We start from the raw sequence: 16,134 nt of genomic DNA, 5'->3' as shown, positions 1-16,134 counted from the left end.
ACATGGCTGACGCGGTCAGGAAGCACGACGAGGGACGACACGAGTTGCGACCGGTGAACAAGCACCGAAGCAACGTGGTGTTCGCAATTCTTGCGACAGTTCTGCTCGGTGTTCTGGGAGTGGCAATCGCAACTCAGGTGCGCAGCACGGTTGCGGGGGACTCGCTCGATTCTGCGCGCCCCGCCGATCTCCTTGTGGTTCTCGACAACCTGAATCGGCGCGAAGCCGCGCTGCGACAGGAAGTCTCGGAGCTCGAGGATTCTCTGGCGACATTGCGGCGCAGCGGAAGCACCGACGCGGCTCTCGGTGAAGCGCAGGCCCGTTTGAATGCCCTCTCCATCCAGGTGGGGACAGCGCCGGCGAGCGGTCCTGGCGTCACCATGACGTTGACCGATCCGACGGGCGGTGTCGGGCCCGAGGTGATTCTCGATCTGATCCAGGAACTACGTGCCGCCGGAGCCGAGGCTATTCAGATTGCCGGAGCCACAGGCGAACCGATCCGGATCGGCGTGAACTCGTGGGTCGGTGGCCGCGGCGGTGACATCGAAGTGGACGGAACCAAGATCGCAGCGCCGTACACTGTGAGCGCGATCGGCGATCCGCCGACTTTGGCAGCGGCATTGAACATTCCGGGCGGAGTGTTCGACAACGTGTCACGGGGCGGCGGAAGTTCCACCGTCGAGCAATCACAGCAGGTCACGATCTCCGCCTTGCGACAATTGAATCCGCGCCAATACGCTCAACCCGGAAATTGAATTTTTGCGTCCGGAACTTTCGGACGGCATGTGAAAGGAAGCCACTGTGAGTGAGCTCGATACACCTACCGATCTGCGTTACACCGCGGAGCACGAGTGGGTGAAGCGAACCGGCCCGACATCTGTTCGAGTGGGCATTACCGACTTCGCTCAGTCACAGCTCGGAGATGTGGTGTTCGTTCAGCTCCCCGCCGCGGGAGAAGACGTCACCGCTGGCGAATCGCTCGGTGAGGTCGAATCGACCAAGAGCGTATCCGACATCTTTGCGCCGTTCACCGCGAAAGTTATTGCGGCTAACAGCGAATTGGACGGTGCTCCCGAACTCGTGAACACCGATCCGTACAACAACGGTTGGCTCGTCGATCTCGAGGTTGCCGACGAAGCCACTTTGGACAGTGCGATTTCGGAGACCTTGGATGCTGCGGGATACACCGCACTGACGTCCAGCTAGGGCTTGACTGCCGACCCGTTGTGTCGCGGCCAGTCTCGCTGCACACAAGGGTGCGCGCAGGGTACGGTCGTGGGGTACGCATGTGCCAAGTCGGGGTGCAGGTCGTATCTGTAAGTGACTGTGAAAGATGCTCGAGAAAAAAGTGCACTGCGTAGTCCAGTGATTTCTGATCTGGACGATTGATCGAGGAGGAGAAACAGTGAGCGAGAACGGTAACGACGCGGGCTACGGGGAGACGCCGGCGGAGACCACATCGGTATTCCGTGCAGATTTCCTCAACGAGCTCGACAACTCCTCAGCAGCACCGGCCGCCGAGCAGCCGGTTTCAGGTGTCGAAGGTCTACCTGCCGGCGCGGCTCTGCTCGTCGTCAAACGAGGACCGAACGCGGGATCGCGTTTCTTGCTGGATCAGCCGACCACGTCGGCAGGTCGCCACCCGGACAGTGACATCTTCCTCGACGATGTGACGGTCAGCCGCCGCCACGCCGAGTTCCGTCAGGAAGAAGCCGAATTCCACGTCGTCGACGTCGGAAGCCTCAACGGCACGTACGTCAACCGTGAGCCTGTCGATTCGGCAGTGCTGGCCAACGGCGACGAGGTGCAGATCGGTAAGTTCCGTCTGGTTTTCCTCACCGGCCCGCGTTCCGGCGGTTCGCAGGTGGGCGAGGCGTCAGCAGGTGCTGGTAGCTAATGACGGCATTGCGGCAGCAGAGCCAGCCGGGGATGTCTATCGGCTCCGTGCTGGATCGGTTGCGTCCAGATTTTCCCGACGTGACGATTTCGAAGATTCGTTTCCTCGAGTCCGAAGGCTTGATCAGCCCACAACGGACGCCGTCGGGATACCGCAGGTTCTCCATCGAGGACTGCGAGCGTCTTCGCTACGTACTGACCGCTCAACGTGATCAGTACCTGCCGCTGAAAGTCATCAAGGAACAACTCGAGGCGATCGACAGTGGTGCCGCGACGGTCAGCGCAGACAACTCTGCGCCGCGACGTCCGCGCGTCCTGTCGATCGCTCCGGGAGAAGTATCGCCCGAGGTATTCCGGGTGGATCGAGAAGTCCGAGTGGGTCGGGCGGATCTTCTCGCTCGCGCGGACATCGACGATCGATTCCTGACCGACCTCATTCGCACCGGCCTGATCGTGCCAGGCGCTGCCGGATTCTTCGACGAAGACGCAGTGACGTTGGCCCGGACAGCCAAGGCGATGGCGGAATACGGTTTGGAAGTACGACATCTACGTGCGTTCAAGTTGGCTGCGGATCGTGAAGCCGGGTTGGTTACCCAGATCGCCGGACCGGTAGCCAAGGGACGTGATGCGGGTGCCCGTGATCGAGCCGAGGAAATGGTTCGAGAACTGGCAGCATTGTCGTTGACATTGCATACATGCCTGGTCAAATCAGCAGTCCGCGGAAGTCTTGATCGCTGAGTTCTCGATCATCTCGTTCCACGCGAATAGAATCTCAGTACGGTCGTGAATTCGGCCACCAGGGTCATTTCAGGTTGGAGGCAAGCTCGATGGGCGAAATGCGTGTGATCGGAGTTCGTGTCGAGCAGCCCCAGAATCAGCCGGTTTTGTTGCTCCGCGAGTCAGATGGTGATCGGTACCTTCCGATCTGGATCGGGCAGACGGAAGCCACGGCGATCGTTCTGGAGCAACAGGGAGTCGAGCCGGCGAGGCCGCTCACACACGACCTGATCAAAATACTGATCGAATCCTTCGGCCGCAGTCTGCAGGAAGTCCGCATCGTGGATCTGCAAGAAGGCACGTTCTATGCCGACCTGGTTTTCGACGAGCAAACTACGGTCTCCGCTCGTCCGTCGGATTCCATCGCGTTGGCACTTCGGATCGGGGTCCCGATCTTTGCCTCGGAATCAGTCCTTGCCGAGGCGGGATTGGTCATTCCTGACGAGCGTGAAGACGAGGTGGAGAAATTCAAGGAATTCCTGGACACGATCTCGCCGGATGATTTCAAGGCAACTGACGGTTAGCCGAAAGTTTCCGAGACTGGCTTGAGGCTTCAACTCTCAAGTAGAGGTTTAGTCTCGTTCGGCGTGTTGCGTTGACCAAAATCGCGCCGGGGTCTTACCGTTGCGAGCGGTGAAGATCGTTGAGCCTTGAAATAGAGTCTGGTCTTGGTGCTCTGTCGGGGCGTACTCTAGGTAAGTCCACTCGTGGAATTACGTGCCTCGGATTCACTGCTTCGAAATGTTCGGTGGTTCGAGATCGGCTGACGCGGGTATCCGTTTCTGTTCGGGTATCAGACTCTGCCGCATAGCACAGCGTGATGACACGATGGCGTATCGAGAAGGAGACGGCAGTGGAAGAACAGTCGAACGTAGGCAAGGCGGAGAATTCCGGCGTCGCTGAACTGACTGCAGATCCGGCTGCCCAACCCATGTCGGAAGAGTTGCAGCCGGGATTGTTCCCGGACGACTCCATTCCTGACGATCTTGTCGGCTACCGCGTTCCCATCGCATGCCAGATCGCCGGCATTACCTACCGTCAGCTCGATTACTGGGCACGGACCGCACTGGTCGTCCCGTCCATCCGCGGCGCGGCCGGATCCGGCAGCCAGCGTTTGTACTCGTTCAAGGACATTCTGGTTCTCAAGATCGTCAAGCGTTTGCTCGACACCGGAATCTCTTTGCAGAACATCCGGGTGGCCGTCGATCACCTGCGTCACCGCGGCGTTCGCGATCTCGCCAACATCACTCTGTTCTCCGACGGGACCACCGTCTACGAGTGCACGTCCCCGGAAGAGGTCGTAGACCTGCTCCAAGGTGGGCAGGGAGTATTCGGTATCGCCGTCAGCGGCGCGATGCGTGAACTCACCGGAACCATCGCCGACTTCCCGGCCGAGCGTGCGGACGGCGGCGAAAGTGATCCGAATCCCGAAGACGAATTGGCGTCGCGCCGCAAGAATCGTGTGAGCCGCAAGACCGGATAGTGTTCCGGGCGTCACACCCGCTCGGTCGATGTGGTGGCGACGGAAGGTCGGCCGGTCAACTAGACTGGTCCACGCGTCGCCGGCGTACGGGAGAGCCTCGGGTAGTGCTTCACACACCAGTCTTCGATTTGCGGACTTGTCGTGAGCGTTATCAGGGCGCCGAAGGAGCAATACCTCCCCGTCAATCTCTCAGGCACCAAGGACCGTACGGGCTCCGACGCCTCTGGAAAGCGGTGGGATAACCCACCCGCCGACGGGGAAAGGCTGTGGTTCCGCCGGCATGGTGGATCACTACCGAATCTCTCAGGCGCTCGTTGTCGAGCAGGCGACAGAGGGGGAGGAACACACCGCAGTCGGTGTGTGTCCTGATCCTCCGATCTGCCTGGGAGTTGTCGTGATCGACGCTGCAAGCCGTAATTTTGCCGACCGCCATGTCGGTCCGAACGCCGCGGAACTCGCGCGCATCCTCGAACTCATCGGGGTCGACTCCCTCGACGATCTCGCAACCAAGGCCGTCCCGTCGGTCATTCTCGACGCCGCACCCGGTGGAATCGCTGCCGGACTCGACGCATTGCCGTTGCCGGTCGGAGAGCACGAAGCGCTCGCGGAACTGTCCGCCCTCGCTGCCCAGAACACGGTCGCCACGTCGATGATCGGCCTCGGCTACTTCGATACGTTGACACCGCCGGTGTTGTTGCGCAACATCATCGAGAACCCGGCCTGGTACACCGCGTACACGCCGTACCAGCCCGAGATCAGCCAGGGCCGCCTCGAAGCCCTCCTCAATTTCCAGACCATGGTCGCCGATCTTTCCGGCATGGAGCTCGCCAACTCGTCCATGCTCGACGAGGCCACCGCCGCTGCCGAAGCCATGACGCTCCTGCGCCGCGCGAACCGCAGCAAGTCCCCACGCTGTGTCGTCGACGCGGACCTGTACCCGCAGACCCTTGCTGTCATCGAGACACGCGCCGAGCCGCTCGGCATCGAGATCGTCTCCGCTGACCTCACTGCCGGACTGCCCGAGGGCGATTTCTTCGGTGTCATCGCCCAGATCCCGGGCGCTTCGGGGCGCGTTGTCGACTACACCTCGATCATTGCGGAAGCTCACGAGCGTGGCGCACTGGTTGCCGTCGGTGCCGACCTACTTGCGATGACGCTCATCACCTCGCCCGGTGAGCTCGGTGCGGACGCGTGCTTCGGCACCACCCAGCGCTTCGGTGTTCCCATGGGTTACGGCGGACCGCACGCCGGTTACCTGGCGGTGCACTCCAAGCTCGCGCGTCAGCTGCCCGGTCGTTTGGTCGGCGTGTCCATCGACGCGGACGGAGACAAGGCGTATCGCCTGGCGCTGCAGACGCGTGAGCAGCACATTCGCCGTGAGAAGGCGACGTCCAACATCTGCACCGCTCAGGTGCTCCTCGCCATCCTGGCCGCGATGTATGCGAGCTACCACGGCGCCGAGGGACTCAAGGCGATTGCCTTGCGCGTCGCTGCCCGGGCGCACGCGTTGGCAAGCGGTTTGTGTGAGGGCGGCGTGACCGTTGTCCACGATTCGTTCTTCGACACCGTGCTGGCTCAGGTTCCGGGCAAGGCGGCCGACGTTGTCGCTGCCGCAAAGGAATCCGGAATCAACCTGCGTCTGGTCGACGCCGATCATGTCGGCATCTCCTGCGACGAGGCCACCACCGCCGATCACGTTCTCGCGGTGCTCGACGCTTTCGGTATCGACGACGCTGTTGTTGCCATCGAAGCAGAGGGCAACTCGGTTCCGGCTGATCAGGAGCGTACGTCCGACTACCTGCAGCACGAAGCCTTCACCCGTTACCGTACGGAAACAGCGATGCTTCGCTACCTGCGCGCGCTGTCCGACAAGGACATTGCGCTCGATCGCAGCATGATCCCGCTGGGTTCGTGCACCATGAAGCTCAACGCGACCGCCGAGATGGAATCCATCACGTGGCCCGCGTTCAACGCAATCCACCCGTTTGCGCCGACGTCCGACGCACCCGGATTGCTCAAGATCATCAAGGACCTCGAGGACTGGCTGGTCGCGGTCACCGGCTACGACAACGTCAGCCTCCAGCCCAACGCCGGCAGCCAGGGGGAGTACGCGGGCCTGCTCGCGATCCGTAACTACCACCTCAGCCGCGGCGACGATCACCGCGACACGTGCCTCATCCCGTCAAGTGCTCACGGCACCAACGCGGCTTCGGCCGTCATGGCCGGGATGCGCGTCGAGGTTGTTGCGTGCCGCCCCAACGGTGACGTCGACGTCGACGATCTGCGCGCGAAGATCGCCGATCATGCCGAGCGTCTCGCCGCGATCATGATCACCTACCCGTCCACCCACGGTGTCTACGAGCACGAGATCTCCGACATTTGCGCAGCAGTACACGACGCCGGCGGCCAGGTGTACGTCGACGGCGCCAACCTCAACGCGCTTGTCGGCCTTGCTCGTCCGGGCCGATTCGGTGGCGACGTCAGCCACCTGAACCTGCACAAGACCTTCTGCATCCCGCACGGCGGCGGGGGACCCGGCGTCGGACCGATCGGCGTGCGCTCGCACCTGACGCCGTTCCTGCCCGGACACCCGATGGCCCCCGAACTCGGTGGTAGAGGCACGATCTCGGCAGCGCCGTACGGCAGTGCGTCAATCCTGCCCATTACCTGGACCTACATCCGGATGATGGGAGCTCAGGGCCTGCGCCGCGCCAGCCTGACCGCCATCGCGTCGGCCAACTACATCGCGCGTCGACTCGACGAGTACTTCCCGGTTCTCTACACCGGCGAGAACGGCATGGTCGCGCACGAGTGCATCCTCGACCTGCGCGGTCTGACCAAGGACACCGGCGTGACCGTCGACGACGTCGCAAAGCGTCTCGCCGACTACGGTTTCCACGCTCCGACCATGAGCTTCCCCGTGGTCGGCACCTTGATGGTCGAGCCGACCGAGAGTGAAAACCTCGAGGAAATCGACGAGTTCTGCGACGCGATGATCGCCATTCGCGGCGAGATCGATCGCGTGGGAGCCGGTGAGTGGACTGTGGAGGACAACCCGCTTCGCGGCGCTCCCCACACTGCCGGAAGCATCGCGGCGCAGTGGGATCACCCGTACTCGCGTGAGATCGCAGTGTTCCCGCGCGGTAAGGCTCGTCCCAAGGTGTGGCCGTCCGTGCGTCGTATCGACGGTGCACACGGCGACCGCAACCTGATCTGCTCGTGCCCGCCGATCGAAGCGTTCGCAGGCAACTAAGGCGTGTGCCCGCCGGAGACCATCAGTTCTCGCGAACGAGTTCGAGGACGGTGATCTCCGGCGGCGCGCCGACGCGCACCGGCGGACCCCACGCTCCGGCGCCGCGCGTTGTGTACAGAACGGTATTGCCGATCGTGTCCAGGCCCTGCACCGAAGGTTGTTGCAGCGGGACGAGATAGCGCAGCGGCCACATCTGTCCGCCGTGCGTGTGCCCGGACAGTTGCAGATCGATGCCCATCTCCGACGCTTCGAGCGCTTGGCGGGGTTCGTGGGCGAGCAGCAACGCAAACGTGTTCGGATCGTGCCCGTTCAGTGCTGCTGTCAGATCCGGCTCGTACGGGGCCGGTGACGTGTAGTCGTGGATACCCACGATGTCGATGGTGTCGCCGCCACGCTCGATCGACGCTCGGCTGTTACGAAGCGTGGTGATCCCCAAGGTTTCCCACACGTCGAGCCACTTGCCGCCGTCGTCGGCGTAGAACTCGTGATTGCCACTGACCCCGAAGATCCCGTCCGGCGCATGAAGATCGGCGAGCGGCCCAAGATCGGGAGCAACCTTCGCGACTGTGCCGTCCACGAGGTCACCGCCGATCGCAATCAGATCGACATTCTGCGAGTTCACGATCTCGACCACCTTGCGGGTGAAGTCGACTCCGCGGGCCGGGCCAACATGCAAGTCGGTGATCAAGGCAATCCGGTAGCCGTTGAAGCCTTCGGGCAGGCGGGCCAACGGCACCCGAATCCGGGAGACCTTCGGGTTCGACGCCTCGTACACCCCGTATGCGGCAGTGCCCAACGCCGCAACCGTGACCGCGGCGGTTGCCAACTGCAAAGTACGACGCTTCGCCGGATCCACCTCAGGTTCCTCACGGCGTCTACGCACCAGACGATTGACCCCGGCGCACACTCCGATGATCAGCAGCCCCGGAATCAGATACAACCACGAAGCCAACCAGACCCACCCGAGAAACCCGACCGGGCGGGCCCACGACGTGGCGAAGACCTCGCCGCTGCCCATGCCGATGAGCGTCAGAACGGCCAACAGCACCAATGCGGTGTCGGTGATGCGGGCCCACCGCGTCGGCATGCCGGTTGCCCGGACCACCCTGCGGTGCAGAAACCAGGTGAGAAGCGCGAGAACAACGGCAAATACTGCAATCCGCGCCATCAGGACAGCAGTTCCGCGACTGCAGCCGACATCGCGGCGGAGTCATCCGGGTTCACGCGAATCAATGTTCCACCAGTTCTGTCGGAGACATCTTGCAGCGTGGCGGCATCGCCACTGGAACCGATAACCAGAACGTCGACCCGCACCGGGCGAGCTGGATCAGTTGCCGAAGCGATGGCGCTGAGGAGTTCGGCGCGCGTCGTCGTCGACTCGTCGGTGGCAGCAGAGGTGACCAGCAGAACGGAGTTGGTTCGATCGGCGTCGTATCCGGTTGCCGCGTCTTTGTACGCTGCGGCCAACGCGGGGTACTTCGATGATTTTCCTTCAGCGCTGAGACTGCTCATAGCGGCGGTGAGTTTGGTTCGTTGATCAGCATTGAGGGGTGCGCCGGGAACGATTACACGCTCCGATGCCGTGGCGCTCGAGCCAGGGAACGCGTGCAACCCGACATCGGAGGCGTCCGGGCTGCGGACCAACTGAGACTCGATCGCCGCACCGACTGCGGACAAGTTGGCGCTCATCGACGTCGAGGTATCCAGCAGGATGGTTGCGCTGCGAACGGAAACAGGGTTGGCGACAACAGCGTTCAGAGCAGTGGCAGTTTCCGCCGATGCGGGCGTCAGGGTTGAGGTGATCTGCGCGGGTTCGAGTGCACCCAGATCTGGGGCACTCTTACCCTCGACGCGGAATCCGGCGTCGACGAAGATCTGGGACTGCTCCGCATCGCGCATGAACTCGGAGAACTGTGCGGCGGCGCGTGCGGCGGTTTCGTCGATTCCGCCGCCCGCGACGATCACCGCCGGATAGTCCGCGAGCGGAGTTGCGCCGCTCGGGGAAAATGCCGTCATGTCAGCGTTGGCCGACTGGGCGATCGACTGTTCGATGGCCGGGACGGCGGTGACAGTGGCAGGGGCGCCGCTGGTAAGGGCGGCTAGTGCGTCGGCGGTGGTGGCGGGCGGCGTCGGGAGGGATTGAAACTGTGACGCGAGAGCGCTCAATGCCGATGTGACTTGGCTGGACTGAGCCTGTTCGAGGGTGACCGGTCCGGAACCCGCGCCGGCCACGGCCGCGGCAATTGCCTGCGTTGCCATGACGGTCTGCGGGCTGCCAACCGGAAGTGCGAGTGTTGTGTCACTGAGGGACTGCCATCCCGCGTTCGCGGACTCCAGCGAAGTTGCTGTCTCCGGCGCAACCGCCAGCACAACCGGCGAGTTCGCGATGGACCGTGGCTCTCCGTTGATCACGGCTTTACCGGACAGTGAGGCGAGTTCGAAAGAACTGGTCGGAATCCACAGATTTGGGCGCGGTCCGAGCGCGGCGGAATCCCATTCGGCGCCTGCTGCCAGGGCATTTGCGATTAATGGCGATGGAACCGCATTGATTGCAGTGGTGATGCAATGATCTCGGATCACCGGTGAAGTGTCGGTGAATCGCTTGGCCAACTGCTCGACCTGCGGTGCAATCGACGGATCAACCGTGATGTCGAGCGTCCGGTTGCCCTCGACGCACGTCCCCGCTGCTTGCTGACCTTGATCGTCGATGCGATTACCGAGGGCCTTCCACCCGAAGAATCCGGCCACGATCAGGACGACCGCCACGACAACAAGGATCGGCCCCTTACTGATACCTCTGGCGCCTGACCCGCCGCGATGTTCGCCCACGTACGCTGCCCTACCTTGCTCACTCGACGATCTCTGCCGAGAGCCAGTCTAGTGACGAATCTTCGGGGCCAACGCGAACAGCCTCGACACCGGGAGCGGCGTCGAGGCTGTTCGAGTTGAGAGAGGTGAATCAGGCGTTGGCGGCCTTGTACTCGCGGCGGCGGCGATGCAGGATCGGCTCCGTGTATCCGCTGGGCTGCTTCGCGCCTTCGAGGATCAGTTCCTTCGCGGCCTGGAAGGCGATGTTGGAATCGAAATCGGGTGCCATGTTCCGGTATTCCGCGTCGCCCTCGTTCTGGCGGTCGACAACCGGTGCCATGCGCTCGAGTGCGCTCACGACATCGGTCTCGCTGACGATGCCGTGACGCAGCCAGTTGGCGAGCAGCTGGCTCGAGATGCGTAGCGTTGCGCGGTCCTCCATGAGGGCGACATCGTGGATGTCGGGAACCTTGGAGCAGCCGACGCCCGCGTCGATCCACCGGACGACGTAGCCGAGGATGGACTGGCAGTTGTTGTCGAGTTCTTCCTTCTTCTCCGCGTCCGTCCAGTCGGTGCTGGGGGCGAGCGGAATGGTCAGGATGTCGTCGACGCTCGCGCGCGGCTTACCCTTCAGGCCGTCCTGAACCGCGAACACGTCGACGCGGTGGTAGTGCGTCGCGTGCAGGGTGGCGCCGGTGGGCGAAGGCACCCAGGCGGTGTTGGCGCCGGCCTTGGGGTGGCCGATCTTCTGCTCGAGCATGTCCGCCATCAGTTCGGTCATGGCCCACATGCCCTTGCCGATCTGAGCCTTGCCCTGCAGACCGCAGGCCAGGCCGGTGTCGACGTTCCAGTCCTCGTACGCGCCGATCCACTTCTGCTTCTTCATCTCGGCCTTGCGCACCATCGCGCCGGCTTCCATGGAGGTGTGGATCTCGTCGCCGGTGCGGTCGAGGAAGCCGGTGTTGATGAAGACAACGCGGTCGACGGCTTCCTTGATGCAGGCAGCGAGGTTGACCGTCGTACGACGCTCTTCGTCCATGATGCCGACCTTGAGCGTGTTCGCCGGAAGACCGAGGACCTGCTCGACACGGCCGAACAGTTCGGTGGTGAAGGCAACTTCCTCGGGACCGTGCTGCTTGGGCTTGACGATGTAGATCGAGCCGGTGCGGCTGTTGTCGAGCGGGCCGTTGGCGTCGCTGATCGACAAGCCGTGGACAGCACAGGCGCTGGTGATCAACGCGTCGAGAATGCCCTCGGGAACCTCGTTGCCGTCGGCGTCGAGGATCGCCGGGTTGGTCATGAGGTGACCGACGTTGCGGACGAACAGGAGTGAACGACCGTGCAGGCTGAGTTCGCTGCCGTCGACCCCCGTGTACTTACGGTCGCCGTTGAGCGTGCGGGTGAAGGACTTGGCGCCCTTCTTGATCTCCTCGGACAGGTCGCCGCGGTTCAGGCCCAACCAGTTGCGGTAACCGACGACCTTGTCGTCGGCATCGACAGCGGCGACCGAATCCTCGAAGTCCATGATCGTGGTGACCGCGGATTCGAGAACGACGTCCTTGACGCCGGCCGCGTCGGTGCTGCCGATCGGGGAGGACGCGTCGATCTGGATCTCGGCGTGCAGTCCGTTGTTGCGCAGCAGAATGCTGGTGGGCGCGTCCTTCTCACCGAGGTAGCCGACAAACTTCTCCGGCTGGGCGAGCGTCGTGACAGTGCCATCCGCCAGGGTGACCTTCAGCTCACTGCCGTCGATCGAGTACTTGGTCGAATCGGCGTGCGATCCCGACGCGAGAGGTGCTGCCGCGTCGAGGAATTCACGAGCCCAGGCGATGACCTTGTCGCCGCGGACCTTGTTGTAGCCCGAACCCTTCTCGGCGCCGTTCTCCTCGGAGATGGCGTTGGTGCCGTAGAGCGCGTCGTACAACGAACCCCAGCGAGCATTGGAGGCGTTGAGCGCGAAGCGGGCATTGAGGATCGGGACGACCAACTGCGGGCCCGCGGTTGAGGTGATCTCGGTGTCGACGTTGGTGGTCGTCACGGAGAACTCGGCGGGTGTGGGCAGGAGATATCCGATTTCCTGCAGGAACGCCTTGTATGCGGCGGCGTCGATGGGAGCGCCGGCCTGGTTGCGATGCCACTGATCGATCTGCGCCTGCAGATCGTCGCGCTTGGCAAGCAGGGCGCGGTTCTTCGGCGCGAGCTCGGTGATGACCTTGTCAGCGCCGGCCCAGAAGGTCTCGGCATCTACACCGGTGCCTGGCAGAGCCTCCTCGACCACGAAGTCGTAGAGAACCTTGGCAACCTGCAGACTGCCGACCTGAACGCGCTCAGTCATGAATAGCCTCACTTTTCCGAAATCGGAGCACCACGACGGGTGCCATGAACCACAATCAATGTTACTCGTGAGTATCTCGCAGGTGGACAGAGCCTCGATGGATACATCACAACCGGCCTGCGGAGATCTCGAAACCGCTACGACGCAGACGTTCGACCAGGACATCCCCCAAGGCTGTGGCCGGGGTGAGGACGCCTGCAGCGTTGGGTAATGCTGCGTTATCGGGCAATTCTGCGTTACTGACAGCAAGACTCAGCGCTGATTCGCCGAGCATCACTGCGGTAGCACTATATCCCGGGTCGCCTTTGGCCCGGACACGCGAGGTGTAGCGCGCGCCCGTTGTGGTCACCGTGAATACGTCGAGGGTGAAGTGGCCTTTGCTCTGAGTGTCCTCGCTTGGTCCCTCGCCCGGGGACGGCAGAACCTTGTCGAGGAGGAAACGCGTCGGCGGCAGTGCGAGGCCTGCGATCAAGGCGCCGAGTCCCACGGCAACGCCGCCGGCGATCACCGGTGAGACCACAGACGAACCGACGTTCATCACCTCGGTGTACTTGAACTTTCGGCCGTAGGCCCACTCGCGAAGGGCATTGCTGCGTCGCACGACTCGGGTGTTGTAGGACGCCATGAAGAAGGGCGCCTTCCAGCCGTGCAGCGACGGATCGATCTTTCGGCCGTCGACCACCGTGGCGTCACTCTGCTTTCCCAGATCGGGTTCGCTGGCGCGATCGGGGCTCAGCGAGTAAGGCGAGGCCGCGAGTTTCCGCAACCGTGCATCGTGTTTCGACACGTCGATCTGCGTGCGGAGTGAATCGATGGTCCCGCCGCTGACGCCGCCGCGCAGTGACGTGACCACCAGCGTGGTGTCCGTCAACTCCCCGGCGCCGTCCGCTTCGATCAGCTTGTGAAGAACATGGACCCCAAGATCGGAAGGGACGGAATCGAAGCCGCACGAATGGACGATGCGGGCACCTGTCGACACGGCAAGTTCGTGATTGGCGTCGATGCTCTCGCGGTGGAAGAGAACCTCACCGGTGAGGTCGACGTAATGGGTTCCCGCGGCGGCGCATTCGTGAACCAACTGATGGCCGTACTTGGCATACGGACCGACCGTCGTAGCTACGACGTGCGTTCGTTCGGCAAGCGCCTTCAAGGCGGTCGAATCATCGGCGTCGGCGACAACGAGGGGGAGTTCGGCTGCCGCAGCACCCAATCCGGCCCGCACGGCGGTCAGCTTCTCGAGGGAACGCCCGCCGAGGCCGATCTTCGTTCCGGCGGGTGCATGCTGAACGAGGTATTCGGCAAGGAGTTTGCCGACGAAGCCGGTAGCTCCGTAGACGATGATGTCGAGTTCGCGCTCGGGTCGACTGTCGATATTGCGGTCACTCACGGGTCCGGTCATGTAGTCAGCCTACAAATGCGGGACCCGAATGCGTGTGAGTGAGCTCACTCCGCAGGTAGAGGTTCCTTCACGACGAGGATCGGGACCTCGACTTCGAGCAGTAGCCGCTGCAGCGGGCGCTCGAGTAGGAACTTGCCGATCGGGGACATACGACGCGTTCCCACGATCAACAGATCGGCTTCGACGGCATCGACCAACTCGACCAGCGCGGTCACTGGATCGCCGTCGTGTTCGGTGGTGCGGAGCTCCCACGGTGTTTGAGCGAATCCGCCGGCGTCCAGCGCAGACTGGATCTCGCCGCGTAAAGCCGCGCTGTCTTCGTCGGTGTCCGGGACATTGACGTCGTCGAGTACGTGCAGGACAACAAGTTGCTCGCGCCGATTCACGGATTCTCGTGCTCCGTGGACAATTGCCGCGCGGCCCTCCGGGCTGTCCTTGTGTACGACGGCAATCGTCATGGTTCCTCCGAGGCGGTGGGCAGTGTCGGGGTCCATTATCGCGCGGTATTGCCGAGCGCTACCTCAAATGCGGTACTCGACACGGCGTATATGGGGTGTCGAGATCGCCACATCGAGACGGTGAGGTGTGTGCGGTCACCTCTCTCACCAGGGTGAGGGCTTGTAGTCCTTGAGGAAGCAGCCATGGATGTCGACGCCCAGTTCGCCCTGAACGATGGGGTCGTACACGCGGGCGGCGCCGTCGACAAGGTCGAGCGGAGCGTGGAAACCCTCGTCGGCGAGGCGCATCTTGGTGAAGTGGGGGCGCTCGTCGGTGATCCACCCGGTGTCGACGGCAGTCATGAGGATGCCGTCCTCGAGCATTTCCTTGGAGCTGGTGCGAGTGAGCATGTTCAGTGCTGCTTTCGCCATGTTGGTGTGCGGGTGACCAGGACCCTTGTACGCGCGGCTGAACTGGCCTTCCATCGCGGAGACGTTCACGACGTACTTACGACGCGCTGCTGCTGCCGCCATCGACGGGCGCAGGCGCGAGACCAGAATGAACGGAGCAACCGAATTGCAGAGTTGCACTTCGAGAAGCTCGATCGGATCAACTTCCTCGACGGTCTGAACCCAGCTGTTGGTGTGTGCGAGGTCGGGGAGGAGTCCGCCGGCATCGATGGCGATGCCCTGCTCGATGCGATCGGGTGACGCGGATTTCGCGACCAGCGCGAGCGAGCTGACGGCGTCGGCGGAGAGATTTCCGGACGTGATGGCTGCGACGTCGGACAGTGAGCCTGCGAGCGCTGCGGGATGCGCGTCGCTGGTTTTGCCGAAGGTCACGACATCGGGGAGTTCGCCCGCCGGCAGTGCGCCGGATTCGGCGTCGACCAGAGCGCCGTACGCGCCGGGGGAGCGGCGCACGGTCTGGGCGGCGTTGTTGATCAGGATGTCGAGAGGGCCTTGTGCTGCAACGGAATCGGCAAGGGCGACTACCTGCGCAGGGTCGCGGAGGTCGATGCCGACGATGCGAAGGCGATGAATCCAGTCGGCGCTGTCTTCCATCGCTTTGAAGCGCCGGATCGCGTCGTTGGGGAATCGCGTGGTGATCGTCAGGTGGGCGCCGTCGCGCAGGAGGCGAAGCGCGATGTACATGCCGATCTTGGCGCGGCCACCGGTCAGGAGTGCGCGGCGTCCGGTCAGGTCTGTGCTGGCGTCACGCTTGGCGCGGGAAGTTGCGGCGCAGTCCGGGCACAACTGGTGATAGAACGCGTCGACCTGGGTGTAGCGCTGCTTGCAGATGTAGCAGGGACGCGCCTTGATAAGGGTGCCCGCGATTGCCCCGGCAGTGTTGGACGTGATGGGTATGCCGGCGGTTTCGTCGTCGATTCGATCCGGTGATCCCGTCGCCGTTGCGGCGACGACACTGCGGTCGGCGTCGTTGACCGCCGCACGCGAGGCGAGGCGACGCTTCTTCTTGAGTCGTTTGAACAGGTGGCCGACGGCACGCTGCATGATGATCGAGTCGGGATGCTCGTCGTCGAGTTCGGCTGCTTCGCGCAGAACCTTCAAGCAGATTTCGAGTTCTGCGGGGTCGAGTCCGGCCAGTTCTGCTCCCGCAGATTCTGTATCCGTTACGTCGAACTGCCGTGTGTCTGTATCCACGTGAACTTCTGTTCCATCTCGATCGCCGCTCGCGCGGTCTGTTCCCGGTGTGGGAACTTGGCCTTTTACGAGAAAAGCTCC

Annotated in this window: 13 protein-coding genes and 1 riboswitch; of the genes, 7 read left to right on the top strand and 6 right to left on the bottom strand. The window is 62.9% G+C overall.

The window, feature by feature from the left end; genetic code table 11:
* Positions 1 to 2 precede the first annotated feature (2 nt).
* The 7 genes from RG2_RS14985 (at position 3) to gcvP (ending at position 7,409) form a co-directional block, all read left to right on the top strand.
* Positions 3 to 755 carry a DUF881 domain-containing protein gene (locus RG2_RS14985; protein WP_033231910.1) on the top strand — a complete coding sequence of 251 codons (753 nt, stop codon included), beginning with the start codon at positions 3 to 5 and terminating at the stop codon, positions 753 to 755.
* Positions 756 to 801: 46 nt separating this feature from the next.
* Positions 802 to 1,206 carry a glycine cleavage system protein GcvH gene (gene gcvH / locus RG2_RS14980; protein ID WP_033231911.1) on the top strand — a complete coding sequence of 135 codons (405 nt, stop codon included), beginning with the start codon at positions 802 to 804 and terminating at the stop codon, positions 1,204 to 1,206.
* A gap of 199 nt (positions 1,207 to 1,405) precedes the next feature.
* Positions 1,406 to 1,897, top strand: a complete 492-nt coding sequence (garA, locus tag RG2_RS14975) for a glycogen accumulation regulator GarA (RefSeq protein ID WP_033231912.1) — start codon at positions 1,406 to 1,408, stop codon at positions 1,895 to 1,897.
* On the top strand, positions 1,897 to 2,634 hold the full coding sequence (gene ftsR, locus RG2_RS14970; protein ID WP_033231913.1) for a transcriptional regulator FtsR: 738 nt from the start codon (positions 1,897 to 1,899) through the stop codon (positions 2,632 to 2,634). Before garA ends, ftsR begins: the two co-directional genes overlap by 1 nt.
* 89 nt (positions 2,635 to 2,723) lie before the next feature.
* The gene (locus RG2_RS14965) at positions 2,724 to 3,197 is read left to right on the top strand and encodes a bifunctional nuclease family protein (RefSeq protein ID WP_033231914.1); all 474 of its coding nucleotides are present in this window, start codon (positions 2,724 to 2,726) and stop codon (positions 3,195 to 3,197) included.
* 407 nt (positions 3,198 to 3,604) lie between these two features.
* Complete coding sequence (locus RG2_RS14960; RefSeq protein ID WP_230590041.1) at positions 3,605 to 4,156, top strand: MerR family transcriptional regulator; 552 nt, start codon at positions 3,605 to 3,607, stop codon at positions 4,154 to 4,156.
* 213 nt (positions 4,157 to 4,369) lie between these two features.
* A riboswitch (glycine riboswitch) is annotated at positions 4,370 to 4,498 on the top strand.
* Positions 4,499 to 4,550: 52 nt separating this feature from the next.
* The gene (gene gcvP, locus RG2_RS14955) at positions 4,551 to 7,409 is read left to right on the top strand and encodes an aminomethyl-transferring glycine dehydrogenase (protein WP_033232181.1); all 2,859 of its coding nucleotides are present in this window, start codon (positions 4,551 to 4,553) and stop codon (positions 7,407 to 7,409) included.
* Positions 7,410 to 7,431: 22 nt separating this feature from the next.
* On the opposite strand, the gene RG2_RS14950 is transcribed toward gcvP, so the two are convergent.
* The 6 genes from RG2_RS14950 to RG2_RS14925 all read right to left on the bottom strand — a co-directional run bounded on the left by RG2_RS14950 (position 7,432) and on the right by RG2_RS14925 (position 15,996).
* Positions 7,432 to 8,577, bottom strand: a complete 1,146-nt coding sequence (locus RG2_RS14950; protein ID WP_033231916.1) for a metallophosphoesterase — start codon at positions 8,575 to 8,577, stop codon at positions 7,432 to 7,434.
* Positions 8,577 to 10,238 carry a VWA domain-containing protein gene (locus tag RG2_RS14945; RefSeq protein WP_033231917.1) on the bottom strand — a complete coding sequence of 554 codons (1,662 nt, stop codon included), beginning with the start codon at positions 10,236 to 10,238 and terminating at the stop codon, positions 8,577 to 8,579. Before RG2_RS14945 ends, RG2_RS14950 begins: the two co-directional genes overlap by 1 nt.
* A gap of 130 nt (positions 10,239 to 10,368) precedes the next feature.
* Entirely contained in the window at positions 10,369 to 12,552 is a 2,184-nt protein-coding gene (locus RG2_RS14940; protein ID WP_033231918.1) for a malate synthase G, read from the bottom strand.
* A 106-nt stretch (positions 12,553 to 12,658) separates the two neighbouring features.
* Positions 12,659 to 13,951 carry a saccharopine dehydrogenase family protein gene (locus tag RG2_RS14935; RefSeq protein WP_033231919.1) on the bottom strand — a complete coding sequence of 431 codons (1,293 nt, stop codon included), beginning with the start codon at positions 13,949 to 13,951 and terminating at the stop codon, positions 12,659 to 12,661.
* A 44-nt stretch (positions 13,952 to 13,995) separates the two neighbouring features.
* Positions 13,996 to 14,409 carry a universal stress protein gene (locus RG2_RS14930; RefSeq protein ID WP_033232182.1) on the bottom strand — a complete coding sequence of 138 codons (414 nt, stop codon included), beginning with the start codon at positions 14,407 to 14,409 and terminating at the stop codon, positions 13,996 to 13,998.
* A 144-nt stretch (positions 14,410 to 14,553) separates the two neighbouring features.
* Entirely contained in the window at positions 14,554 to 15,996 is a 1,443-nt protein-coding gene (locus RG2_RS14925) for an SDR family NAD(P)-dependent oxidoreductase (protein WP_033232183.1), read from the bottom strand.
* Between the last annotated feature and the right edge of the window lie 138 nt (positions 15,997 to 16,134).

The organism is Rhodococcus globerulus NBRC 14531, from assembly GCF_001894805.1.
GTDB classification, from domain to species: domain Bacteria; phylum Actinomycetota; class Actinomycetes; order Mycobacteriales; family Mycobacteriaceae; genus Rhodococcus_F; species Rhodococcus_F globerula.
The sequence above is the reverse complement of the archived record's forward strand: the minus strand, read 5'-3'. Positions and strand labels throughout refer to the sequence as shown.